Origin of the sequence: Mucilaginibacter glaciei (genome assembly GCF_014773245.1) — a bacterium.
Taxonomy (GTDB): domain Bacteria; phylum Bacteroidota; class Bacteroidia; order Sphingobacteriales; family Sphingobacteriaceae; genus Mucilaginibacter; species Mucilaginibacter glaciei.
In genome coordinates this window covers 119731-141558 of sequence record NZ_JACWMX010000007.1, presented here as the reverse complement: position 1 = coordinate 141558, position 21828 = coordinate 119731, and the positions used below count along the sequence as shown (strand labels likewise).

22 protein-coding genes are annotated in these 21828 nt (G+C 45.0%); 11 read left to right on the top strand and 11 right to left on the bottom strand.

Translation table 11 applies throughout. The features are described 5' to 3' along the window. Positions 1–93: 93 nt before the first annotated feature. A complete protein-coding gene (locus tag IDJ76_RS16920; RefSeq protein WP_191164748.1) occupies positions 94–1308 on the bottom strand; it encodes a BaiN/RdsA family NAD(P)/FAD-dependent oxidoreductase in 1215 nt (404 codons plus the stop codon). Between IDJ76_RS16920 and IDJ76_RS16915 the strand changes: the two genes are divergently transcribed. From IDJ76_RS16915 to accC, 3 genes are all read left to right on the top strand, one after another. Next, positions 1307–1933, top strand: coding sequence for an NADH-quinone oxidoreductase subunit A (locus IDJ76_RS16915; RefSeq protein WP_191164746.1), 627 nt, complete (start codon positions 1307–1309; stop codon positions 1931–1933). The two genes, IDJ76_RS16920 and IDJ76_RS16915, sit on opposite strands and share 2 nt — an antisense overlap. Further along, the gene (locus IDJ76_RS16910; protein WP_191164744.1) at positions 1923–2402 is read left to right on the top strand and encodes an NADH-quinone oxidoreductase subunit B; all 480 of its coding nucleotides are present in this window, start codon (positions 1923–1925) and stop codon (positions 2400–2402) included. Before IDJ76_RS16915 ends, IDJ76_RS16910 begins: the two co-directional genes overlap by 11 nt. A 203-nt stretch (positions 2403–2605) precedes the next feature. Beyond that, on the top strand, positions 2606–4084 hold the full coding sequence (accC, locus tag IDJ76_RS16905) for an acetyl-CoA carboxylase biotin carboxylase subunit (protein WP_191164742.1): 1479 nt from the start codon (positions 2606–2608) through the stop codon (positions 4082–4084). A gap of 155 nt (positions 4085–4239) precedes the next feature. Here accC and IDJ76_RS16900 read toward each other — a convergent pair whose 3' ends face one another. Next, entirely contained in the window at positions 4240–4695 is a 456-nt protein-coding gene (locus tag IDJ76_RS16900; protein WP_191164740.1) for an NUDIX domain-containing protein, read from the bottom strand. Between the two features lie 84 nt (positions 4696–4779). Between IDJ76_RS16900 and IDJ76_RS16895 the strand changes: the two genes are divergently transcribed. From IDJ76_RS16895 to IDJ76_RS16885, 3 genes are all read left to right on the top strand, one after another. Further along, entirely contained in the window at positions 4780–5277 is a 498-nt protein-coding gene (locus tag IDJ76_RS16895; RefSeq protein WP_191164738.1) for an SRPBCC family protein, read from the top strand. A gap of 41 nt (positions 5278–5318) precedes the next feature. Beyond that, entirely contained in the window at positions 5319–6869 is a 1551-nt protein-coding gene (locus IDJ76_RS16890) for a glycoside hydrolase (protein WP_191164721.1), read from the top strand. Between the two features lie 67 nt (positions 6870–6936). Then, entirely contained in the window at positions 6937–7521 is a 585-nt protein-coding gene (locus IDJ76_RS16885) for a riboflavin synthase (RefSeq protein ID WP_191164718.1), read from the top strand. Here IDJ76_RS16885 and IDJ76_RS16880 read toward each other — a convergent pair. Continuing rightward, positions 7518–8669, bottom strand: coding sequence for a tetratricopeptide repeat protein (locus tag IDJ76_RS16880; protein ID WP_191164716.1), 1152 nt, complete (start codon positions 8667–8669; stop codon positions 7518–7520). The genes IDJ76_RS16885 and IDJ76_RS16880 overlap by 4 nt on opposite strands. A gap of 90 nt (positions 8670–8759) precedes the next feature. On the opposite strand from IDJ76_RS16880, the gene IDJ76_RS16875 reads away from it, so the two are divergent. Further along, the gene (locus IDJ76_RS16875) at positions 8760–9050 is read left to right on the top strand and encodes a hypothetical protein (RefSeq protein WP_191164714.1); all 291 of its coding nucleotides are present in this window, start codon (positions 8760–8762) and stop codon (positions 9048–9050) included. 155 nt (positions 9051–9205) lie between these two features. Here IDJ76_RS16875 and IDJ76_RS16870 read toward each other — a convergent pair whose 3' ends face one another. Both IDJ76_RS16870 and hscA read right to left on the bottom strand, forming a co-directional pair. Further along, on the bottom strand, positions 9206–10180 hold the full coding sequence (locus IDJ76_RS16870; RefSeq protein WP_224746380.1) for a hypothetical protein: 975 nt from the start codon (positions 10178–10180) through the stop codon (positions 9206–9208). A 61-nt stretch (positions 10181–10241) separates the two neighbouring features. Further along, entirely contained in the window at positions 10242–12098 is a 1857-nt protein-coding gene (gene hscA, locus IDJ76_RS16865; RefSeq protein ID WP_191164712.1) for a Fe-S protein assembly chaperone HscA, read from the bottom strand. Between the two features lie 287 nt (positions 12099–12385). On the opposite strand from hscA, the gene IDJ76_RS16860 reads away from it, so the two are divergent. Beyond that, a complete protein-coding gene (locus tag IDJ76_RS16860; RefSeq protein ID WP_191164710.1) occupies positions 12386–15214 on the top strand; it encodes a TolB family protein in 2829 nt (942 codons plus the stop codon). A 77-nt stretch (positions 15215–15291) separates the two neighbouring features. Here the strand turns inward: IDJ76_RS16860 and IDJ76_RS16855 are convergent, their stop codons facing one another. The 3 genes from IDJ76_RS16855 to IDJ76_RS16845 all read right to left on the bottom strand — a co-directional run bounded on the left by IDJ76_RS16855 (position 15292) and on the right by IDJ76_RS16845 (position 17759). Continuing rightward, the gene (locus IDJ76_RS16855; protein WP_191164708.1) at positions 15292–16056 is read right to left on the bottom strand and encodes a copper homeostasis protein CutC; all 765 of its coding nucleotides are present in this window, start codon (positions 16054–16056) and stop codon (positions 15292–15294) included. Between the two features lie 101 nt (positions 16057–16157). Continuing rightward, positions 16158–17180 (bottom strand): N(4)-(beta-N-acetylglucosaminyl)-L-asparaginase, encoded by a 1023-nt coding sequence (locus IDJ76_RS16850; protein WP_191164706.1) that lies wholly within the window; start codon positions 17178–17180, stop codon positions 16158–16160. A 144-nt stretch (positions 17181–17324) separates the two neighbouring features. Next, positions 17325–17759, bottom strand: a complete 435-nt coding sequence (locus IDJ76_RS16845) for a putative signal transducing protein (protein ID WP_191164704.1) — start codon at positions 17757–17759, stop codon at positions 17325–17327. 56 nt (positions 17760–17815) lie between these two features. Here IDJ76_RS16845 and IDJ76_RS16840 point away from each other — a divergent pair, with 56 nt between their 5' ends. The 3 genes from IDJ76_RS16840 (at position 17816) to IDJ76_RS16830 (ending at position 19734) form a co-directional block, all read left to right on the top strand. Then, positions 17816–18772 carry a helix-turn-helix transcriptional regulator gene (locus IDJ76_RS16840; protein WP_191164702.1) on the top strand — a complete coding sequence of 319 codons (957 nt, stop codon included), beginning with the start codon at positions 17816–17818 and terminating at the stop codon, positions 18770–18772. Positions 18773–18834: 62 nt separating this feature from the next. After that, the gene (locus IDJ76_RS16835) at positions 18835–19266 is read left to right on the top strand and encodes an SRPBCC family protein (RefSeq protein WP_191164700.1); all 432 of its coding nucleotides are present in this window, start codon (positions 18835–18837) and stop codon (positions 19264–19266) included. Positions 19267–19275: 9 nt separating this feature from the next. Next, positions 19276–19734: a GyrI-like domain-containing protein gene (locus tag IDJ76_RS16830; RefSeq protein WP_191164698.1), complete on the top strand. Its 459-nt coding sequence runs from the start codon at positions 19276–19278 to the stop codon at positions 19732–19734. A 23-nt stretch (positions 19735–19757) separates the two neighbouring features. Here the strand turns inward: IDJ76_RS16830 and IDJ76_RS16825 are convergent, their stop codons facing one another. The 3 genes from IDJ76_RS16825 to IDJ76_RS16815 form a co-directional block, all read right to left on the bottom strand. Then, entirely contained in the window at positions 19758–21092 is a 1335-nt protein-coding gene (locus IDJ76_RS16825; protein WP_191164696.1) for a dihydroorotase, read from the bottom strand. 3 nt (positions 21093–21095) lie between these two features. Further along, complete coding sequence (locus IDJ76_RS16820; RefSeq protein ID WP_191164694.1) at positions 21096–21383, bottom strand: type II toxin-antitoxin system VapC family toxin; 288 nt, start codon at positions 21381–21383, stop codon at positions 21096–21098. A 116-nt stretch (positions 21384–21499) separates the two neighbouring features. Next, positions 21500–21730 (bottom strand): hypothetical protein, encoded by a 231-nt coding sequence (locus tag IDJ76_RS16815; protein WP_191164692.1) that lies wholly within the window; start codon positions 21728–21730, stop codon positions 21500–21502. Between the last annotated feature and the right edge of the window lie 98 nt (positions 21731–21828).

Below are 21828 nucleotides of genomic sequence, written 5' to 3'. Positions count from 1 at the left end.
CATATCCGTTTGTGCTCTGAGATTGCCGCGCTATCGCTCGCAATGACAAATAATCTTAAATGTTCGTTTGTAAAAACTACCGGGCGACTTACCCTATAAATTCTGCGCTATCACAAAGCCGCTTGCCCAGGCCCACTGAAAATTGTAGCCACCCAGCCAGCCGGTAACATCCACGCATTCACCACCGAAAAACAGCCCCGGTACTTTTTTAGCTTCGAGGGTTTTAGACGATAGCTCGTTGGTATCAACACCGCCGGTCATTACTTCGGCCTTATCGTAACCTTTGGTGCCGGCTGGCTTTACCTTAAACTCGTGCAGTAACAGGCTGATGTCTTCCAGTTCCGTTTTGGTTAATGATGCCAAGTTTTTATCTGCCGGGATATAATCAACCAACGCCTCGGCAAACTTGCGGGTAAACAAGCCGGAAAGGTAGGCTAACAGCATTTTTTTACCGTTTTGTTCGCGTTCCTGCAAGATCAAGTTCACTATATCTTTTCCGGGGAGCAGGTCGATGTAAATATGTTCGCCGGGTTTCCAGTACGACGAGATCTGCAATACTGCCGGGCCGCTTAAGCCCCAATGGGTAAACAAAATATTTTCTTCAAAGCTGGCCCTGTCATTCCATACCCGGCAAAAGATACTATTGCCCGATAGTTGCTCATACCAGGGCAGGTCTTTACCCGTAATGGTTAACGGTACCAGGGCAGGAGAGGTTTCGGTTACCTGCATAGCAAATTTACGGGCCACGCGCAGTCCAAAATCTGTAGCACCCATCTTTTGGATGGGCAGCCCACCGCTGGCAATGACCACTTTTTGGGCGGATAATATCTGTTGTTTATCGTTACGGGTTACAGTTACGCTAAACCCATCTGCCGTTTGCTCAACAGCGGTAACTTCGCTGTCACACCAGATCTCCTGGTCCAGATCGGCACAAAGCTCGGTAAAAACGTTCACTATATCTTTGGCCTTATCACTAACCGGGAACAGCTGGCCAAGCGTTTTCTCTTTACCCTCAATGCCGTACGTCTCAAAAAAAGTCACTGTATCATCCACCGTATATTGTGCTAATGCCGACCGGGAGAAATGTTCGTTTTGGGAGATGAATTGTTTGTGCGTAGCATACAGGTTGGTATAGTTACATCGGCCGCCGCCGCTTATCAGTATTTTGGCGCCCACTTTGTCGTTCTTTTCCAGTATCAGGGTACGCTTGCCTAAAAAGCCTGCCTGTACCGCGCACATCAGTCCGCAGGCGCCGCCGCCAATTATTATAGCATCAAAGTGTGATTGTTTTGTTAAATTTGCTGTCATGGATGATGTTTCGCAAATATCAGAATTTGGAAAGATACTTATCTTTTTAATTACAGGTATCATACTGGTGTGTTTACTGTTTGTAACCAACAGGATATTAGCGCCTAACCATCCCAATTACGAAAAGCAAACCACTTACGAGTGCGGCGAAGAACCTACCGGCAGCGCCTGGTTACCCTTCAACTCGCGCTTTTATGTAATCGCACTGGTGTTTTTACTGTTCGATGTCGAGATGGTGTTTGTCTTCCCCTGGGCCACGGTTTTTGGTAACCGCGAGTTATTACAGATAGATGCGCGCTGGGGTTGGGTAGCACTAACGGAGATGTTCATTTTTTTAGGCATCCTGATCTTGGGCCTGGTTTACGTTTGGCGCAAAGGCGACCTGGACTGGATAAAACCGAATGTGATCACCCCGAAAACCGATACGCAAGTACCGCAATCCTTATACGAGCAATTAAACAGGGAGCAGAGTGATTTTAAGGTGCGCAATTTTAGTTTAGAGTTAGCGGCACCGGTTGCTGTTAACGCTCCGGTGGTCGCTGCTGCGGCAACGTCCGAAACTGCGACCCCGATCAAAAAGCCTATGTTTAAACCATCATTTAAAAAGCCAACTAATGACGCCTGACCTGACTAATGAAAGCGGTGGTATAGTGATCACTAAAGTAAACGACCTGATGAATTGGGCGCGTTTATCATCTTTATGGCCTTTAAGTTTTGGGATTGCCTGCTGCGCGATAGAAATGATGGGTTCAATGGCATCAACTTATGATCTGGATAGGTTTGGCGTTTTCCCGCGGCCATCGGCACGCCAGGCAGATGTAATTATCATTGCGGGCACGGTTACCTTTAAAATGGCCGAACGCATTAAACGCCTGTACGAGCAAATGCCCGAGCCTAAATATGTGATCTCGATGGGCTCATGCTCTAACTGCGGCGGCCCATACTGGCAGCACGGTTACCATGTGGTAAAAGGTGTTGACAGGGTGATCCCCGTTGATGTATATGTACAAGGCTGCCCGCCCCGCCCCGAGGCTTTGATCGGCGCTATCTTAGAACTCCAAAAGAAAATTGAACAGGAACAGTTGATAGGGTAGGTAAACCTTCTACCGGTTGCTAACAACTGTAAGTAAACTTATGGTGGCGCGATCGTTTCAGCGTCTGAAAATCAACACACTGGTTAGCAAGTGTTCATGTATGTTCACGGTGTTCATGGTGTGAACGTAAACACTATTGCCATAATTCCGCGTCCCGCAAAGAGCATTTCTTTTTTGCACTTAATCCGTTACATTTGTTACCTATGCAAAAAATACTTGTAGCCAACAGGGGTGAGATCGCTTTACGCGTTATGCGTTCAGCGCGCGAAATGGGGATCAAAACAGTGGCCGTCTATTCGGCTGCCGATAGGAACGCCCTGCACGTCCGTTATGCCGATGAGGCCGTGTTTATCGGCGAAGCACCATCTAATCAATCCTATTTGGTCGGAGATAAGATCATTGCCGCCTGTAAACAAACCGGCGCCGAAGGTATCCATCCCGGTTATGGTTTTTTAAGCGAGAATGCCGCTTTTGCAAGGCAGGTGCGCGAGGCAGGTTTGATCCTGATCGGCCCCTCGCCCGAGGCGATGGAGGTTATGGGTAACAAACTATCCGCCAAGGCTGCTGCCTTAAAATACAACATCCCGATGGTACCCGGCACCGAAGAAGCCATCACCAACATTGCTGAAGCAAAACTTCGCGCGGTAGAAGTCGGTTTCCCTATCCTGATCAAAGCCGCCGCGGGTGGTGGTGGTAAGGGGATGCGCATCGTGGACACCCCTGCCGATTTTGAAGAACAAATGAACCTTGCCGTATCTGAGGCTACATCCGCCTTTGGCGATGGTTCGGTATTTATAGAGCGTTACGTATCATCGCCAAGGCATATCGAGATCCAGGTGCTGGGCGATACGCATGGTAATATCGTACACTTATTTGAGCGGGATTGCTCGGTACAGCGCCGACATCAAAAAGTAATTGAAGAAGCGCCATCATCTGTATTAACGCCCGAAATTCGCGAACGGATGGGCAAATGCGCCGTAGATGTTGCGCGTTCGGTTAATTACACCGGAGCTGGTACCGTGGAATTTATAATGGATGAAAAGCTCGACTTTTTCTTCCTGGAAATGAATACCCGCTTACAGGTGGAGCATCCGGTTACAGAACTGATCACGGGTATCGACCTGGTGAAGGAGCAGATCCGCATTGCCCGTGGCGAAGCCATCAGTTTTAAACAGGAAGATCTGCACATTAGAGGGCACGCGATGGAGTTGCGGGTATATGCCGAGGATCCCGATAATAATTTCCTACCCGATATTGGCACCCTGCAAACCTACGTTACGCCAAAGGGACCCGGTGTAAGGGTAGACGATGGCTTTGAGCAAGGAATGGAGATCCCGATCTATTATGACCCGATGATAGCCAAGCTAATCACCTACGGTAAAGACCGCACCGAGGCTATAGAGCGTATGATCAGGGCTATTGACGAGTATATCATCACCGGTATCACTACTACCTTGCCGTTCGGTAAATTTGTCATGCAGCACGAGGCCTTCACCTCTGGTAATTTCGATACGCACTTTGTGAAAAAATATTTTACGCCCGATTCCCTGCAAACCGGTAACGAATCAGAGGCTCTAATAGCAGCTTTGTTAATGGAAAAATTACTGGGTACTAAAAAAATGGCAGTTGCTGAAACTGCTGAAGTTGCTGAGAGTAACTGGGTGAAGAACAGGAGGGGGTAAAGACTGTTTTTTTTGATAAATGGGTTTACAAAGGTTTACACATTTTCATAATTTTTATACTTAATATCCTGACTGTTAATTATTTATAAAATAGGCGGGTTAACACTTCTGTTAGGAGTATCGCGTCTGGAAGGCACTCTTAAAACACGATTAAATTAAACTAACTCTTTCAACTCCTCAATCAACCTTACCTGCCCGGGATTGATCTTTATTTTAGCGGTTTCCAGATCGAACCAGTCCGCGCGGTCAACCTCTTCAAAACTGGCTAGTTTGCCAGATTTTGGCGGCCATTCCATTTCAAACAAGTTGCTTTTAATATTGGTATGATCCAAATCGCCGACTACCGCCCAGGCATGTATCACTTTTCCGCTTTTTTGTTTGACGGGTTTTAACGGGACAAAATCGCCGGTAATTTCTTGTCCGGTTTCCTCAGCAAATTCACGCCTGGCAGCCAGCAGGGGTTCTTCATCATCAGTATATTCACCTTTGGGAATGCTCCAGGCGCCATCATCTTTATTTTTCCAGAACGGCCCGCCGGGGTGCACCAGAAAAATTTCTGTTTGGCCGCTTACTATCCGGTATAAGACAATTCCCGCGCTTTGCTTTGGCATATAATTGATTTTAAAGGCAAATTAGCAAAACACAAAGTATATTGGTTAGTTTTACTCCTATAATCCAATAAAAATTTTATTGCTATGCAAGATACCCGGTGGAATGAATTTAGACTCTGCGGCGACTATAATGTGGATCTGCGCAGCCTGTACATGGCCTGGGCCACACCCGCCGGGCTCGAGAAATGGTTTTTACGTAAAGCCGATTTTTTTACCGTTCCGCTGCGCCAGCGTGCAGCCGATGAGCAGATTATGAAGGAAGATACATACACCTGGTATTGGCATGGCTTTAATAACGATACGCTGCAAAAAGGCAGTATATTGGAAGCCAACGGGCAAGACTTAATTAAATTTACCTTTAGCGGCGACAGCGTAGTTACCGTTAAATTTTCTACCCGTAACGGGCTTACCATTATCGATTTGACGCAGGATAATATCCCCGAAGAAAGTGACCCTAAAAAAAATCTGCTGGTGCAATGCCAGATAGGGTGGACATTTTACCTGACCAATCTTAAATCGGTTATGGAGGCCGGTAAAGATCTGCGCAATAAGCGGGTGGAATTGGATAGTTGTTTTAAATAGCCTGCCATACTTGTCATGTCTAGATAAACTGATATTTTTATATGCTTCATCTGCTATTATTGACGTTTTTAACGGCGTTTAATAATCCTAAAGCCCCTGCGGATACGACTATTATCGTTACGATTAATACCGGCAAGCGGGCACAGGTAATTGACAACATCGGTGCTTCGGGATGCTGGTTTTCTGAAGGAATTGGAAAATACTGGCCGGAGCAAAAACGTGAAAAAATAGCACAATTACTATTCAGCCGTAAACAGGATGTAAAGGGCAATCCCGAAGGGATAGGCCTTTCGGCCTGGCGTTTTAATATTGGCGCGGGTACCGCCGAGAAGGGCGATAGCAGTGGTATTAAAGATTTTAGAAAACGGACGGAATCATTCCTGAGTAAGAATGGCACCTATGACTGGAGCAAACAGGCGGGTTATCAATTCTTTTTAAAAAAAGCGCATGCTTATGGCGTAGAAAATCTCATTGCGTTCGTTAATTCACCTCCCGTGCAGTTCACAAAAAATGGCCTGGGTTTTAAACTTGAAAAAGATTATCACTCAAACTTAAAGCCCGGCGCCTATGACGCTTACGCGGAATTCCTATCCAACGTGATCAGGCATTTCGACCGCAAGGGGCTTCATTTCAGCTACATTAGTCCGGTAAACGAGCCGCAATGGGATTGGGCCGATAAGTATATGCAGGCCAAGCAGGAGGGCTCGCCATGGAAAAATGATGAAATATACCAGGTTGTTAAAACGCTTGATAAAAGCCTTACGCAAAACCATCTCGACACAAAAATATTAGTTACCGAGGCAGGGATGCTCAATTACCTCTATTCGGGTAGTACGGGTGCGTCTGCCCAGATACAACAGTTTTTTAAACCGGGCAGTGCGTTATATATGGGCAATTTAGCGCATTTGCCTAAAATAATTGGCGGCCACAGTTACTTTTCGGAAGGTACCGACAGTAATATGGTTGCTGTGCGCAGCCACCTCGCAGATACCGCGAAGTATTATGGCGTTAATTATTGGCAAACGGAATACTCCATGCTGGGCGACGGTTACAAGGATGGAAATAAAGGTAAACGTACGGCAATGGATTGCGCTTTGTTTTTAGCAAAAGTGATCCATAACGATCTTACTATTGGGAACGCTACTGCCTGGCAGTTCTGGAACTCATACGAGCCTGGCGGCGCCGATTTCGATACACGCTATTACCTAATAGCACTAAACCCTAAACCTGATTTTAAGGACGGCGAATTTACGGTAACCAAGAATTTATGGGCATTAGGGCACTACAGCCTGTTTATCCGTCCAGGCATGCAAAGGGTATCGGTACAAACTGATGTAAAGCAGGGGCTAATGTTTTCTGCTTACATTCACCCAAAAACAAAAAAGCTGGTAGTAGTGGGCATCAATTACGGCACATCGTCGGTACGAATAAAACTCAACCTGGAAAATACGGTGAAGAAATATCCAGCTTCATCAGTGTACCTAACTACTTCCGATAAGGCTGTTAACATGCAGCGTTTAGCAGGCAAAATAAACAATGCAAATGGCTTTACCTTACCTGCCCGGTCTATCGCCACTTTAGTAGCACCATAAATATCATATAAATATCTTCTTTATGAACCCGGGCAAAATCAGTGATTAAAAAAGTTAATTTTGCGGCATGTTTACAGGAATTATTGAAACCTTGGGGAAAGTCACCGACCTGCGGCAGGATCAGGGTAACCTGCATATCACCGTGGAATCATCCATCACCCAGGAATTAAAGATCGATCAGTCGGTAGCGCATAATGGCGTTTGTTTAACCGTTATTGCCTTGGGCGATGGTACGCATACGGTTACAGCCATTGAAGAGACGCTGAATAAAACCAGCATCGGCGACCTTAAAGTTGGCGAACCGGTAAACCTGGAACGCTGTATGCAAATGAATGCCCGTTTAGATGGGCACATTGTTCAGGGGCATGTAGATCAAACCGCTATCTGTACGGCATTTAACGAGCTTGAGGGCAGCTGGGAATATACATTTGAATATGATGCAGCGGTGGGTAATATAACTGTCGAGAAAGGCTCGATCTGTGTGAACGGTATCAGCTTGACAGTAGTTAATTCCGGCCCCAACTTTTTTTCGGTAGCCATTATTCCTTATACTTATGAGCATACCAACTTGCACAATGTGCGGGTGGGTACCAAAGTGAACCTTGAATTTGATATTATAGGTAAGTATGTGGCAAGGTTAATGCACCGCTAACGTGCCAGCATCGCTATCCTGCTTTTTGAATAATCTATAAAGCTCTTTTGTTTCTCAACAGGTGGTTTGGTAGCTAAGTATAGCTTATAATACTTAACCGCGTTCTTTTTATCCTTTAAGTTTACATCATAAAGGCTCGCCATCGAGTAGTAGATCATCGCATTTTTATCATCAAACTGTATGCTTTTCTGATATGCTAAAGATGCTTTTTTATATTTAAACAACTTCTCGTTACTATCGGCAATTTCACCATAGTAAGCCGCTACATTAGGAGACACGCCTTCGTTAATAGCCAACCCCATTTTTGCTATAGACATTTTAAAATCTTTTAATGCCTTATAGGCTAACGCCCAATAATAGTAACTGGTTTCGTTATGGGCTATTGCCGCCATATCGGCAAAGATAGAAGCACTGCAGTCGTAATTTTTAATATTATAGTAGGCAACCCCCAGTTTGGTCATCACCATGCCCGAGTTGTTACCCGCCTTAACAAGTTTCAACCCGGTCTCAACGGCTTCGGGCCATTTTTTTTGCGCATATACTAACCGGAGTAAACTATTTAGCAAAATGATATTTTCTGGATCGGTGGCTATAGCCGCATTCAAAACTTTTTCTGCATTGCCCGTAAATTTCATATCCACGTAAACGTCGCTCAGGTCCGATGCTACATCTGCCTCGGCAGGGTTAAGTTTGTTGGCCCTTTGTAAGTAATTAATAAACTGCGGAATGTCGGCTTTATCTTTAGCAATGCCTGCCAGTTGCTTATATACCATAAAGTTGGTTGTATCACGCTCAATAATTTTTTTATAAAATGTTTCGGCTTTTAAGGTATTGCCCCGGCGCAGGTTTAAACTACCCAGACTGTATAATACCGAAGTATTGGTAGAATCGGCATTATATATTCGTTGATAATACCCTTCCGCATCTGCCAAACGCCCGGCCATGTTTGCTGTATAAGCTAATTGGGCCAGGGGTTTTAATTCGGTAACCGGCTCGGCATATATTTTTTTGAGATAATCTGCTGCCTCTGCAAAACGCTGGTTCTGGTAATAATCTAACAGTAAAGCGTCGTCGGCTTTAGGGGCTTGTTGCGCAAAAGCACCAACAGAAATTAAAAAAAAGAGCAGGGTATAAAAGATAGATCTCATCTAACTAAGTTATTAGTTAGATGAGATATTTCCAAATTTTAAACAATTTTATATTTAATGCGTTAAGGTTATATAAAAATTAAGATACCTATGGATAAGTTAAGAAAATTTGAATTGATGGAGAAGATCGTCCATGAATTAGAAGATCTGAAAAATAGTAACCAGGCGTTAATACAGAAGATTGCAAAAATCGAAGTAGATAACATCGATCTTGGAAATAAGAGATTAGAAAAGGACCTGCCGGATATGCACCAGCGTATTGCAGATAACCTGGATACTATTGCAAGTATCCTGGAAGATTTTGCCAACCAAACTGAAGAGTACAGCGACAAGAACAATATCGCTGCATTGAAAGAACAGGAAGAGATCAGCAAGCTGTAATAGGTTTCGCTTAAATAGGAAAGCCCTTCAGTAATGAAGGGCTTTTTTTATGGTATTGTGTCATTGCGAGCGATAGCGCGGCAATCTCAGCATATCCGCTTGTCCTATAAGATTGCCACGTCGCTTCGCTTCTCGCAATGACATTGTTATAAGTTTTATTGATACTGAATATACATAGGCGCCGGCTTTAAGTCTAACACTTCTTTGGGTGTCATCATTCGCTTAGGGGCATTCTTGATATCGTTTTTGTAGAATAATTTAAAACCAGTAAACTGAACCGGTTCACCGGCTACGTAATATTTGTAGGTGCCTTTCTTTAACTCCGGGCCGCCCCAGCCATCCATATCCATCACGAATTGTACATTGTTGCGAAGTTTCACATCCTGGTAGTTGGTTACCATGCGTTTGGTAAAGCGGTGCACCACAAAGATCTTGGGCGGCAGGTTATATTTTACGCACAGGTCGCTTAAATATTTACTTACAAAGTTAATATCTGCCGCATCAAAAGTGCCAATCCGTTTACCGGGCACGCTGCCTTCTTTCATAGAGAATTCTGGGTCGATACCGAAATGCACGTTAGGCATCTTAAGATATTTTTCCAGCATCGGCAGTTCCTTTTCTACGGTGCTAAAACCAACCTGTATATCCAGAAATACCAACGCATTAATCGGTTTAGCCATCTCTATCACCTTATCTAATTGGCTGAAGGGCATTCGTAGGCTATGTAAACCATTACGGCCGGCATCTGCCTGCGCGGTGATGCATACATAATGTAATGCAGGTTTGACCGGTGTAGCCGGGTCGGCAGCTTGCCAGTTCTTTACCTCGGCCATTAACTTATCGCGCATTACAGATGGCTCGTACTGGCCAAGTGCCCCCATGTTTTTCGAGTACATATTACCGTAGTAAGCCACAACCCGGTAAAAGGGCAGGATGGCACCCGGCAAAGGATACGGTGCTTTTTTTACCGGCCATTTGCCTGTTTTATCGCCATTTGCCATACGTTTCATTAACGAATCGTAGCGGGCGGTATCAAGGGTGGTTCTTAAAGTGCTGTCTTTTTGTGCGGATGCTGTTAGCGATGAAGCACAAACGGATAAGAGCAGGGCAATACGGAGAGTGTTTTTCAAGTAAGTTGGGTTAGATGTTGTAATAACTTTGATCGGCAAAATAAGTTTCTATCAGTGCCATTTATTCTATACTCTTACCCTTCATGGCGGTAGCTATCGCTACGTCCATCACACGCTCGGCAAATGGGCGGGTATAGTTATTAAGATTGTCTATTTTATTATGGATCAGGTCTTTATCACCGGTACTTAAAGCAACTTTTAAGGCCTCTACATGGATATTGGTTTCGCTTATTTCTTCTGCATTCAACAAGGTGCCGTTCTTTTCCATGAAACGCTCTACCTGGTAAATGATCTGTTCGGCTTCTGTTTTAGCTTCGATGAGCATACGGGCGCTAACATCATCCTTAGCGTGGGTGATGCTGTCCATCAGCATTTGCTCCACCAGGTCGTCATTTATACCGTACGCCGGTTTTACTTCAACTTCTTGTTTAACGCCGCTCCGCAGCTCTATGGCCTGGATCTTCAAGATCCCGTCGGCATTTAGTATGAAGTTGATATCCACCTTAGGGAAACCTGCAGGCATCGATGGGATGCCCTTCAATTCAAATTCGGCCAGTTTACGGTTCTCGCTGATCAGGTCGCGCTCGCCCTGGTAAACGGCAATTTTCATATTTACCTGCCCGTCTTTTGATGTGGTGTATTGCCTGCCGGCTTTAGTCGGGATCTTAGAGTTACGGGGGATAATAGTATCCATTAAACCGCCCATTGTTTCGATGCCCAAAGATAACGGGGTAACATCTAACAATAAAATATCGCTGCGGTTACCGGCTAAAACATCAGCCTGAATGGCGGCACCTAGGGCAACAACTTCATCAGGGTTAACCGCATCGTGCACCGGGCGACCGAAAAATTCTGACACCATTTTTTTAACCAATGCGGTGCGGGTACTGCCGCCTACCATGATTACTTCGTCTATCTGGTCGATGGTTAGCTTTGCATCCTTTAACGCGTTTTGGCAACTATCGATGGTTTGCTGTACTTTGGGCAGGATCAGGTCCTCGAAAGTGTTTCGGTCAATAGTACACCAGATCTCGCCAATTTGCTGGTTAAAGATGCTTTGGTGGGCGAATGACTTTTTAGCCTCCTCCGCCTTTAAACGGAGTTGCTGGGTCAGTTCGCGGTTTTGCGCTAATTCGGTTTTATCTATGTTGTTTTTTTCTATCCAGTAATCGGCAATGGCACGGTCGAAGTCATCGCCGCCTAAAAAGGTATCACCATTGGTGGATAGTACTTCAAAAATACCGTTTTGGATCTGCAGGATAGAAACATCAAAGGTGCCACCGCCCAGGTCATAAACCGCCACGGTTTTTGTTTCTTCGGGGTTTAAGCCAATGCCATAAGCCAGGCTGGCGGCGGTAGGCTCGTTCACAATACGTAACACATCCAAACCGGCAAGTTTACCTGCATCGCGGGTGGCTTGGCGCTGCGAATCATTGAAATAAGCCGGCACAGTGATCACCGCGCGATTAACCGGTGTTTTTAAGGCATGCTCGGCACGTTCCTTTAATTCTTTCAGGATAAGGCCGGACAGTTCGATAGGTGTATAAAATTTATCGCCTACCTTTATCTTCACCAGGCTTTCGCTATCGTCATCAATGATTTTATAGGAGAAAAAGTTCTGGTAATTCTTTACATCTGCATAGGAACGACCCAAGAGGCGCTTAACCGAGAACACGGTATTTTGCGGATCGGTAATTAAAAAATCTTTAGCCTCGTTACCAACTTTTATCTCGCCTGTACTTCCAAAATGGACTATCGAGGGTACCAAAACACCTTTGCCCGTATCATTTATAACTTTAGGGTTTTTGTCGGGATCTATAAAAGCAACCAGCGAATTGGTAGTCCCCAGGTCAATGCCTACAATAATATCTTCTTTTTGTATAGAACCCGTTGCCAGGTTGATGGAAACTTTAGCCATAATAATAGTGCAAAGCGCAAATGTACTTAGTTTTAATAACGCGAATGTCATCTGAATCAGAATTTTCAGGATTGAAAAATTACAGGATGTTATTCTGAGGAACGAGGAATCTTCTGTATCTATTCGTTGCGTACTACTCATTGGAAGATGCTTCGCTATCGCTCAACATGACAACCTAATTAAATTAAGCTATGTAGCATCTATTCTGAAAATTATAAAATTCTGTAAATTTTGATTCAGACAAAATTCCGTAAATTCTGATCTGTATTTATTACTTTCATATCCTGATGAATAACCCCGCCTTATTTAAGCTGTTACTGCCGTTTTTGTTGGTTTGTGCTACTGCCGTTAAGGCGCAGCAATTTGGGGGCAACCCGCCATCCATCAAATGGCAACAGGTAAATACACTGGCGGCCAGGGTGATATTTCCGCAGGGGTTAGATACCGCTGCATTACGCGTTGCAGATGTGATACGGCGCTTAAACCCCGTAATCAAACCTACTATTGGCAGCAAACAACGACAGATCAGCATTGTACTGCAAAACCAAACTACGGTATCAAACGGTTATGTGGGGCTGGCACCATTTCGCAGTGAGTTTTACTTAACGCCATCGCAAAATAGTTTATCTATAGGCAGCCTGCCATGGCCCACCCAACTGGCCATTCACGAGTTCAGGCATGTGCAGCAATACAATAATTTCAATATAGGGCTATCGCATGCTTTGAAAGTTGTTTTTGGCGAGGGCGGACAGGCCCTGGGGAACGATCTTACCATTCCCAACTGGTTTTTTGAAGGAGATGCGGTTTATAATGAAACCCTCGTAAGCGAACAGGGCAGGGGGCGGCTGCCTTATTTTTTTAATGGTTATAGGGCTTTATGGACTAATGGGCGCAATTACAGCTGGATGAAACTGCGCAATGGATCATACCGGGATTATGTGCCCGATCATTACCCGATGGGTTATATGCTGGTGGCTTATGGCCGCGAGCAATACCCCGCCACGTTTTGGAAAAATGTTACCCATGCAGCCGCCTCTTTCGACGGTTTATTTTACCCTTTTCAAAAAGCTGTTAAAAAATATTCGGGTGATACTTACAGCCGCTTCCGTAACAAGGCCTTCGACCATTTCAAAAAGGAATTTAAAAGTGACGAGGCCGATAGCAGTTATCAAAAAAATCAGCATTTTATAGCTAACCAACAATACCCGGCCTATGTGAATGACAGCACGCTTGTTTACTTAAAAACAACGTACAGAGAGATCCCCAAATTTGTGTTGCAAACCGGACGTATTGAAAAGGACATCAGCGTGCAGGACATCGTTACCGATAATTATTTTACCTACCGTGGCGGTAAAATTTTATATGCTGCCTACCGGCCCGATGTGCGTTGGGGATACCGCGATTATAACGAGTTGGTGGTGCTGGATGTAAACACCGGGAGAGAACGCCGCATTACCCGCAAAACCAAATACTTTGCACCGGCCTTTAGTAACGATGGTAAAACGATTGTGGCCGTACAGGCAAACACAACGGGCAAAAGTGAACTACATTTATTGGATGCGGTGAGCGGTAAACTTTTAGCCGTATTACCCAATCGTGACGGTTTGTTTTATACCTATCCCCGGTTTTACGGTGATGGGCACGTGATCTCGGCGGTGCGTAACACCGATGGCAAGATGTCGCTTGTGCTTACGGATATAAAAACAGGCGCAAATAAATATTTATTGCCATTTAGTTATGCGCCTATTGTTTACCCAACGGTACAGGGCGATTTGGTTTATTTTACCAAAACATCCGGCGCAGCCGATAAGCTATACGCCCTGTCCCTAAAAAGTAATCAGCTGTTTGCAGTAACAGGCCTGCCGCAAAAAGATGCAATCGGTTTTTATCAGCCTGCTTTAACACCAAACAAACTGGCCTGGGTGGGTTTCACCGCTTTTGGCTATCAAATTAACCAGATCAATAATGACAGGATCCAACTATCATTAATAAATAATGATGTTGCAGCACCACTGTCTGATATCGGGATATCCAGATTGGAAAAGGATTCGGCCACTAATTTATTGGCTAAGGTAACCGACACGCCGTTGCCAATTACCAAATACAGTAAAGCGCACGGCTTGTTTAACTTTCACAGCCTTATCCCCAATATTAACGACCCTAACTACTCGCTGGCCATAGTAGGCGAGAATGTTTTGAATACTTTTCAATCGCGCCTTGCTTTTAATTACAATCGTGACGAAGGTTATAAAAGGGTAGGCTATAATGCGGCCTATGGCGCGCTGTTCCCTTATATCGTCGCCGGTGCCGATTATACCTTCGACAGACGGAGCTTTTTCAAAGGCAACAGTATTTATTATAACGAAACCGACCTGCACGCCGGCCTGCAGGTGCCCCTTAACTTTACAGCGGGCAAGCAGGTTACGGGTTTAACTTTAGGGAGCGATGTTTATTTTAGCCGTAATAGTTTCCAGGAAGCTTTTCGCAGCCAGTTTAAAGACAGGCAGTATACTTACCTGAATAATTACCTAAGCTTTAGTAACCAGATCCAACAGGCCAAACAGCAAATAAACCCCCGCTTTGCCCAAAGCATCAGCTTGAACTACAAAACGGCGATATCCAGCATTACCGCTAATCAGTTTTTAGCTACGAGCGCGTTTTATTTCCCGGGACTGGCTATCAATCATAGTTTGGTGATCAGTGCCGCGCACCAGCAAAAGGGGCAAAGCAATGCCATCGGTTTTTCTAACGATTTCCCGTTCTCAAAAGGTTACGGAGCCGAGAATTTGACCAACATGAACAAAGTTGGGCTGAGTTATCATTTCCCTATTGCTTATCCTGACGCAGGCGTAGCCAACCTGGCGTATATACTGCGTTTACGCGGATATTTGTTTTACGACCATACCCATGCCACAAGTAACCAGTTCACGCTTAACGGGGCGCCGTTCAAGGCAAATTTTCGTTCGGCGGGGGCGGCGGTGTTTTTTGATACCAAGTGGTTTAACCAGCAGTCCATTTCGTTTGGGGTAAGGTACAGTTACCTGTTAGATCCTGATTATTTTGGCGGGAACGGCAAGAACAGGATAGAATTGGTATTGCCGGTGAGCATATTTTAGTTAGTGAATTAGCGGATTAGTTAAATCGTGATTGGTAAACTGTGTCTGACTAATTGTGTTTCACTACTCACTACTCACTAACTATTCGCCGCTTCAATTATAGCTCTTACCCGCTCTGCGCTGGTTACATCTAAAGCATATTCATCGCCAATGCCGTCACTTAGTAGGATGTGGTCATTTTTGTATTCCATATTGCCGGGGATGCTGATCCGGGCCGACGAGTGCACCTCAGTAACGCCGGTAAAATGTACCAGGTCAGCAACGTTATTTTCGCTTACGCCACTGCCGGGCATAATAATAATGCGGCCTGCTGCCTTCTCAACCAAATGTAATAAAGTGGTAGCCCCTTCCATAGCAGTGCTTTTGCCGCCCGAGGTAAGTATGCGGTCGCAACCCAGTTCAATAACGTCTTCAAGGGCCGTATATTGATTAGCACACATATCAAACGCCCGGTGAAACGTAACGCTTAACCCGCCCCGTTTGGCAATGCTCAATAACTCCGCGCAGCGGGGCTTGTCAATTGTTCCATCTGCGTTAAGCATACCTATTACTACGCCATCGCAACCTGCATCGATACAGTTTTTGATGTCGGCCTTCATGATCTCAAACTCCAGGCCGGTATATAAAAAGTCGCCCCGCCGCGGGCGGATCAGTGCAAACAGTTTAATGTGCAGATTTTTACGCGCCAGCACCAATTGGCCGTGTGATGGGGTAGTGCCGCCCTCGGCCAGGTTTTCGCACAGTTCTACGCGTATGGCGCCCCCATCTTGCGCTGCTATGGCCGATGTTACCGAATTGGCGCAAACCTCGAGCTGTACAGCCGCTTTTTGTTCATTGTTCATAGATGAAATCGTGTTCTTGCAGCAATGAAACTACAATTTGAGTAATATGTTTAGCGCAGCTATTGTTTTAAACTGAAAGCTATTGAAGGTTAACTGCAGTGTTATTTCTTTTCGTCTTTGTAAAAGCTTTTGCCGGGAATCAGCGTGTCCTGGCTTTTTGAATCGCAAACGGCAAAACTGAAACCTTCCTGTATGGCATAAGCGCCGTATTCACCTTTTTTGTTAATAGCTAAAAAGCCTACCTGGATCTCTTTCGCAGTAGTCGGTTTCTTTTTAATGATGCGGTTAACGGCCTCTTTACAGGCATCCTCGGGCGAGTAGCCTTGGCGCATCAGTTCCACCACCAAAAAGCTGCCTACATTACGGATAACCTCTTCTCCCACACCGGTTGATGTTGCGCCGCCTACTTCGTTGTCTACATATAAACCTGCACCAATGATTGGGCTATCGCCCACACGGCCATGCAGTTTAAAGGCCATGCCGCTGGTAGTACAAGCCCCGCTGATGTTACCTTTCGCATCAATCGCCAACATCCCGATGGTGTCATGGTTATACTTACCACCCGGGCGGTGTTGTGCATTCTCTATATTCATTTTAGGCGAATACTCTGCCTTTAACAGCCATTTTTTCCACTCTTTTTCAGATTCGGGGGTGAGTAATTTTTCACGTTTAATACCCTGCTCCACCGCAAACTGCGATGCGCCGTCGCCCACCAGCATTACATGCGGTGTTTTTTCCATCACCAAACGGGCAACGGTTATCGGGTGGGCTATATCTTCCATTGCCGCTACCGATCCGCAATTACCAAACTCGTCCATAATGCAGGCATCTAAGGTTACACGCCCATCGCGGTCAGGATAGCCTGCACGGCCTACGGTATGATTTTTCATATCGGCCTCTGGGATCTTTACCCCGGCTTCAACTGCGTCTAAAGCGCGGCCGCCTTTTGACAGTGTTTTCCAGGCTTCTTTATTGGCCTGGATGCCAAAATCCCAGGTGGATATCACGATGGGCAGGTTGGGTGCAGCAACCAGATCGGCAGCTTTTACTGTGTTGTATTTAGACAGAGCAGTGACCGAGGCGGTTACAGCTGAAAGTTTAAGAAATTTACGGCGATTAAACATGGGGCTAATATAAAGGTGTGGCAATATACAAGTTTTAATGTATCAGCTTTGATACAAAAATGGGCAACAGCCAATCCCCTCTAATCTCCCCCGTAAGAGGAGATTTCTTTTAAAAGCGCTCGGGGAGGGTTTAGGTAGCGCTCTCTATTCAAAATCCTTACCGCAATTAAAGCAGTGCCAGGCTTTGTTAGTATAAAATGGCCAAACTGATAACAACAATATAAAAATGGCATTAACCCAATGTACTTTCTTTTCGGTAGCAGAGCCGTAACGTACATCTGTAGAGCCGCAATAAGGGCAAATAACCGGGCTATCGCTGGTATCTTCCTCGTGCGATTCTGCTATCAGCGCATCATCTTCTTCCAGTATCTCGCGGCAACGCTCCAGGTCGCGCTCAAATATCTTAAGCTTAATGCCACCTGCTGCCTGGTTGTAAATGGGGTTGGCGCTCAAAAAGTTTTCGTCGGCTATAAAGCAGGGGATATCGTTATCCTCCAGTTTGCTGCGGATAGTTTGGGCCAGCATTGGGTCGTAGTAGCTGGCGTAGGTGATTATCTTGTCCTGTGGTTCTGTTGCCATGGGTTTTATATTCAAAAGATATACGAAGGTAAAAGGTTTTTTATTTAATTTGAGGCATGAACCGCATCGACCGCATCTCTGCCATATTGATCCAGCTGCAATCGCGCAGGGTGGTTAAGGCAAGTGATATCGCCGCGCGGTTTGATATTAGCCTGCGCACGGTTTATCGCGATGTTAAAACGCTGGAAGAGGCAGGCATCCCCATAATAGGGGAAGCCGGGGTGGGCTATTCTATTATGGATGGTTACCGTTTGCCGCCCATAATGTTTACCCGCGAGGAAGCCACCGCTTTTTTAACTGCCGAGAAGTTTGTAGAGAAATTAACCGACGAATCTACAGCGGCGCAGCATAAATCAGCCATGTACAAAATTAGGGCGATATTGAAAACCGCAGAAAAGGATATGCTGGAAAGTATGGATCATAACATCCAGGTGCTGAAGAGCCGCCCGCAAAGCGCAATCAATAATAACGACCATATCCAAGCCATCCTAAACTGTATCTCGCACAAAACTGTGATTTGTATCGACTACCTGGCCGGCTACACTCAGCAGCAAACCAAGCGCGAGATAGAACCGGTTGGCATTTTTTACCTGGATAGCTTTTGGCACCTGATAGCCTACTGCCGCATGCGTGCCGATTACCGTGACTTCCGGACGGACAGGATCAGCTCTCTTACCGAATTAGATAAAAAGTTTGAAGGTAAGCATCCAACTTTAAAGGCCTACATTGCCCAAACTGCGCACGAGAAAAAGCTGGAAACGGTAGTAATGAAAGTTAACAACAGAGTACTGCCTTACATAGCCGAACAGCGTTATTATCACGGTTTCGTGTCCGAAAAGAAGATCAGAGATCAGGTAGAGATGACCTTCCTGACCACGTCTATCGAGGGCTTTGCACGCTGGTTCATTATGTTTGGCGATGAGGGGGAAATTGTTAGTCCGCCGGAGCTTAAGGAGCGGGTAAGGATAATTGCCCAAGGCATCCTCGATAAAACAACCAATATTTCCCTTTAAAATTTCCTGCTGACATACTGTTGTCATTAAGCTTTGTTTTTTTGCAGCAAACAACATTCACAATGGAAAAATTAACTTTATCAACCGAGGTAACTTTCAACGCTACCGCAGCCCAGGTTTGGAAAGGCCTCACTAATTACGAGATGGTGAAAACCTATTTCTTTGGCACCGAGCTCAGATCCGACTTTAAAAAAGACAGCCCTATTACCTTTAGCGGCGAATGGGACGGTAACAAATATGAGGATAGGGGAATTATCTTAGAGGTGATCCCGGAAGAGTATTTAAAGTATACCTACTGGAGCAGCATGAGCGGCACAGAAGATAAGCCGGAAAACTACGCGAACGTGAGCTACGCGCTTAACGAGGCAGACAGCGTTACCATCCTCACCATCACTCAGGATAATATTAAGGACGAAAATGCAAAAGAGCACTCCGAAAATAACTGGCAGATGCTGATGGGCGAATTGAAAAAGTTATTAGAACTACCAAGCTAAACCCACACCATGCAAAACGAAACAGAATATCTGCCTATGTTTTTTGTGGCCGGGTTAGCGGTGCGTACCCTAAATAAAGATGGGCAGGCCGGAAAAGATATTGGCCAGCTTTGGCAAAAACTGATGCAACCCGCTATTGCCGATAAACTACACAAGAAGGAGGGTAACGAGGTGTATTGTGTTTACACAGATTACGAATCTGACCATACCGATTACTATACCGCCATTTTGGGCTACAAAGTAAGCTCGATAGCGTACTTGCCCGAGGGCTTTATAGGTAAAGCCATCCCGGCAAGTAAATACGAAGTATTCACAGCTGATGGAGAGTTCCCTGCAAATATTGGCGCTACGTGGCAGCATATTTGGCAAAGCAATTTAAACCGCACCTATACCGCCGATTTTGATGTTTATCAGTTAAAAGAGAAATTTGAGGATACCGAGTTTAAGATCTATGTGGCGGTAGATTAATCAGCTAACTTTTAAAATAATGATTAGCGGGCAAAGGTTATCCTTTGCCCGCTTTTGTCGTTTGCTAAAGCACCATTCTCATAAGCCAGGTTGCCGGATACGATGGTGCTTACCACCTTTGATTTAAAGGTACTCCCCTCAAACGGCGACCAGCCGCAACTATACAGGATATTGCTTTTCTCTACATGCCATGGTTTGTTTAGGTTAACCAGCACGAGGTCAGCATAATATCCCTCACGGATAAAGCCACGCTTTTCTATCTGGAAAATGGTGGCTACGTTGTGCGCCATCTTCTCGGCAATTTGTTCTAATGTTATTTTACCGTGGTGATAAAGTTCCAGCATAGCGGTTAACGCGTGCTGTACTAAGGGGCCACCGCTTGGTGCTTGCAGGTAGGGTAATGATTTTTCGGCAATAGTATGTGGGGCATGGTCTGTTGCTATCACATCTATGCGTCCATCCAGTACGGCGGCTAAAATGCCGTTGCGGTCTGCTGCAGTTTTAATAGCCGGGTTCCATTTGATCAGGTTACCTTTTTCAGCGTAATCCTCATCACTAAACCATAAATGATGGATGCAGGCCTCGGCAGTTATTCGCTTGTCAGCCAATGAGATATTATTGCTGAATAAATGCGTTTCGCGTTCTGTCGAAATGTGCAAAATATGCAGGCGGGTGTTATGCTTTTTAGCCAGTTCTACCGCCATAGATGACGACAGATAGCACGCCTCGGCACTTCGGATCTTTGGATGCAACCTCACCGGGATATTATCTCCCAGCAGTTGTTTGTAATGGCTAAGGTTGCTTTGTATCGTGGCCTCATCCTCGCAATGGGTCGCGATCAGCATGGGGGAATTGGCAAAAAGGTGTTCCAGCGTGGTGGGATTATCTACCAGCATATTCCCGGTTGATGATCCCATGAATACCTTGATACCGCAAACGTTCCTGATGTCCGTACGTAACACCTCGCTCAGGTTATCGTTGGACGCCCCCATAAAAAAGGAGTAATTAGCCAGCGAGTTACGGGCGGCAATGTCATATTTATCCTGAAGTAACTCTTGTGTTAGCGCATTAGGCATCGTATTGGGCATCTCCATAAAGGAAGTTATCCCACCCGCTACAGCCGCGCGGCTTTCGGAATGGATGTTACCCTTGTGCGTTAATCCAGGCTCACGGAAATGTACCTGATCGTCTATACAACCCGGGAATAGGTGAAGTCCTTCTGCATTGATCTCTTTATCAGCCTTTAAATCTATAGAGCGCTCGATCCGATCGATCAAACCATCCGTTACCAATACATCGGCAATAAATTGTTTGTTTTCGTTTACAACTGTAGCGGCTTTGATGAGGATGGTAGGCATAGATCAAGGTTTTATTCTTGGGGTAGAATTAGCGGTTAATTGTTGTGCGTCGTACGGGTTGAATAATCTAAGACCAGCAACGCGTTTAAAATCTGCAGTATCTCGGGTAATTAATGTATGATCATAAACCAATGCTGTAGATGCTATTATGGCATCGGGCATTTTTATTTTCATTAATTTTGTAATCTCGATTGTCTTATCCACAATGGCTTCATCAAGATTAATGATTTGCGAGTAATAAACGAATTGTCCCATTTTCTTTTCTTTTTCAGGTTCTCCGTTATATCCCAAAACTTCGATTTTGGTAACTACCGAAAAAATTAAAGCCTAATAAAATATCGTGTCGAGAACTTTAAGTTGTGCGTTTTCGAAATGTTCTGCCAAATAATCGATTAAAACATTGCTATCTACAATGTATCCCATTCGGCTCTGCTTTGGTTAACATGATCATGCATCAATTTCGAACTTTTTTCAGATAAAAATCCGCGTAGCTGCGATGGTTTAGGTTTACTTACAAGATCACCATTCTTCACGTCTTCAATCTCAAAAGCAATAACCTCTATAAGCTTACCCACAAGGTCGTCCGGTAAGGAAATTGTCAAGTTATTTTGATCCGATTTAAGTATGGTGCGTATCATAACACAAATATATTCATTATTAAACGAATAGTAAAACCTGCCGGTTTTTATCTATTACTCTTTCATCTTTCCATCCTTAATCCATTGTCCTCAACAAA

Excerpts from the sequence above, each read along its gene's own strand:
- IDJ76_RS16920 (WP_191164748.1), bottom strand. The coding sequence starts at position 1,308 with ATGACAGCAAATTTAACAAAACAATCACACTTTGATGCTATAATAATT.
- IDJ76_RS16845 (WP_191164704.1), bottom strand. The coding sequence starts at position 17,759 with ATGGCAACAGAACCACAGGACAAGATAATCACCTACGCCAGCTACTAC.
- hscA (WP_191164712.1), bottom strand. The coding sequence starts at position 12,098 with ATGGCTAAAGTTTCCATCAACCTGGCAACGGGTTCTATACAAAAAGAA.
- IDJ76_RS16885 (WP_191164718.1), top strand. The coding sequence starts at position 6,937 with ATGTTTACAGGAATTATTGAAACCTTGGGGAAAGTCACCGACCTGCGG.
- IDJ76_RS16850 (WP_191164706.1), bottom strand. The coding sequence starts at position 17,180 with ATGTTTAATCGCCGTAAATTTCTTAAACTTTCAGCTGTAACCGCCTCG.
- IDJ76_RS16890 (WP_191164721.1), top strand. The coding sequence starts at position 5,319 with ATGCTTCATCTGCTATTATTGACGTTTTTAACGGCGTTTAATAATCCT.
- IDJ76_RS16855 (WP_191164708.1), bottom strand. The coding sequence starts at position 16,056 with ATGAACAATGAACAAAAAGCGGCTGTACAGCTCGAGGTTTGCGCCAAT.
- IDJ76_RS16860 (WP_191164710.1), top strand. The coding sequence starts at position 12,386 with ATGAATAACCCCGCCTTATTTAAGCTGTTACTGCCGTTTTTGTTGGTT.
- IDJ76_RS16835 (WP_191164700.1), top strand. The coding sequence starts at position 18,835 with ATGGAAAAATTAACTTTATCAACCGAGGTAACTTTCAACGCTACCGCA.
- IDJ76_RS16880 (WP_191164716.1), bottom strand. The coding sequence starts at position 8,669 with ATGAGATCTATCTTTTATACCCTGCTCTTTTTTTTAATTTCTGTTGGT.
- IDJ76_RS16910 (WP_191164744.1), top strand. The coding sequence starts at position 1,923 with ATGACGCCTGACCTGACTAATGAAAGCGGTGGTATAGTGATCACTAAA.
- accC (WP_191164742.1), top strand. The coding sequence starts at position 2,606 with ATGCAAAAAATACTTGTAGCCAACAGGGGTGAGATCGCTTTACGCGTT.
- IDJ76_RS16895 (WP_191164738.1), top strand. The coding sequence starts at position 4,780 with ATGCAAGATACCCGGTGGAATGAATTTAGACTCTGCGGCGACTATAAT.
- IDJ76_RS16840 (WP_191164702.1), top strand. The coding sequence starts at position 17,816 with ATGAACCGCATCGACCGCATCTCTGCCATATTGATCCAGCTGCAATCG.
- IDJ76_RS16915 (WP_191164746.1), top strand. The coding sequence starts at position 1,307 with ATGGATGATGTTTCGCAAATATCAGAATTTGGAAAGATACTTATCTTT.
- IDJ76_RS16830 (WP_191164698.1), top strand. The coding sequence starts at position 19,276 with ATGCAAAACGAAACAGAATATCTGCCTATGTTTTTTGTGGCCGGGTTA.
- IDJ76_RS16900 (WP_191164740.1), bottom strand. The coding sequence starts at position 4,695 with ATGCCAAAGCAAAGCGCGGGAATTGTCTTATACCGGATAGTAAGCGGC.
- IDJ76_RS16825 (WP_191164696.1), bottom strand. The coding sequence starts at position 21,092 with ATGCCTACCATCCTCATCAAAGCCGCTACAGTTGTAAACGAAAACAAA.
- IDJ76_RS16815 (WP_191164692.1), bottom strand. The coding sequence starts at position 21,730 with ATGATACGCACCATACTTAAATCGGATCAAAATAACTTGACAATTTCC.
- IDJ76_RS16875 (WP_191164714.1), top strand. The coding sequence starts at position 8,760 with ATGGATAAGTTAAGAAAATTTGAATTGATGGAGAAGATCGTCCATGAA.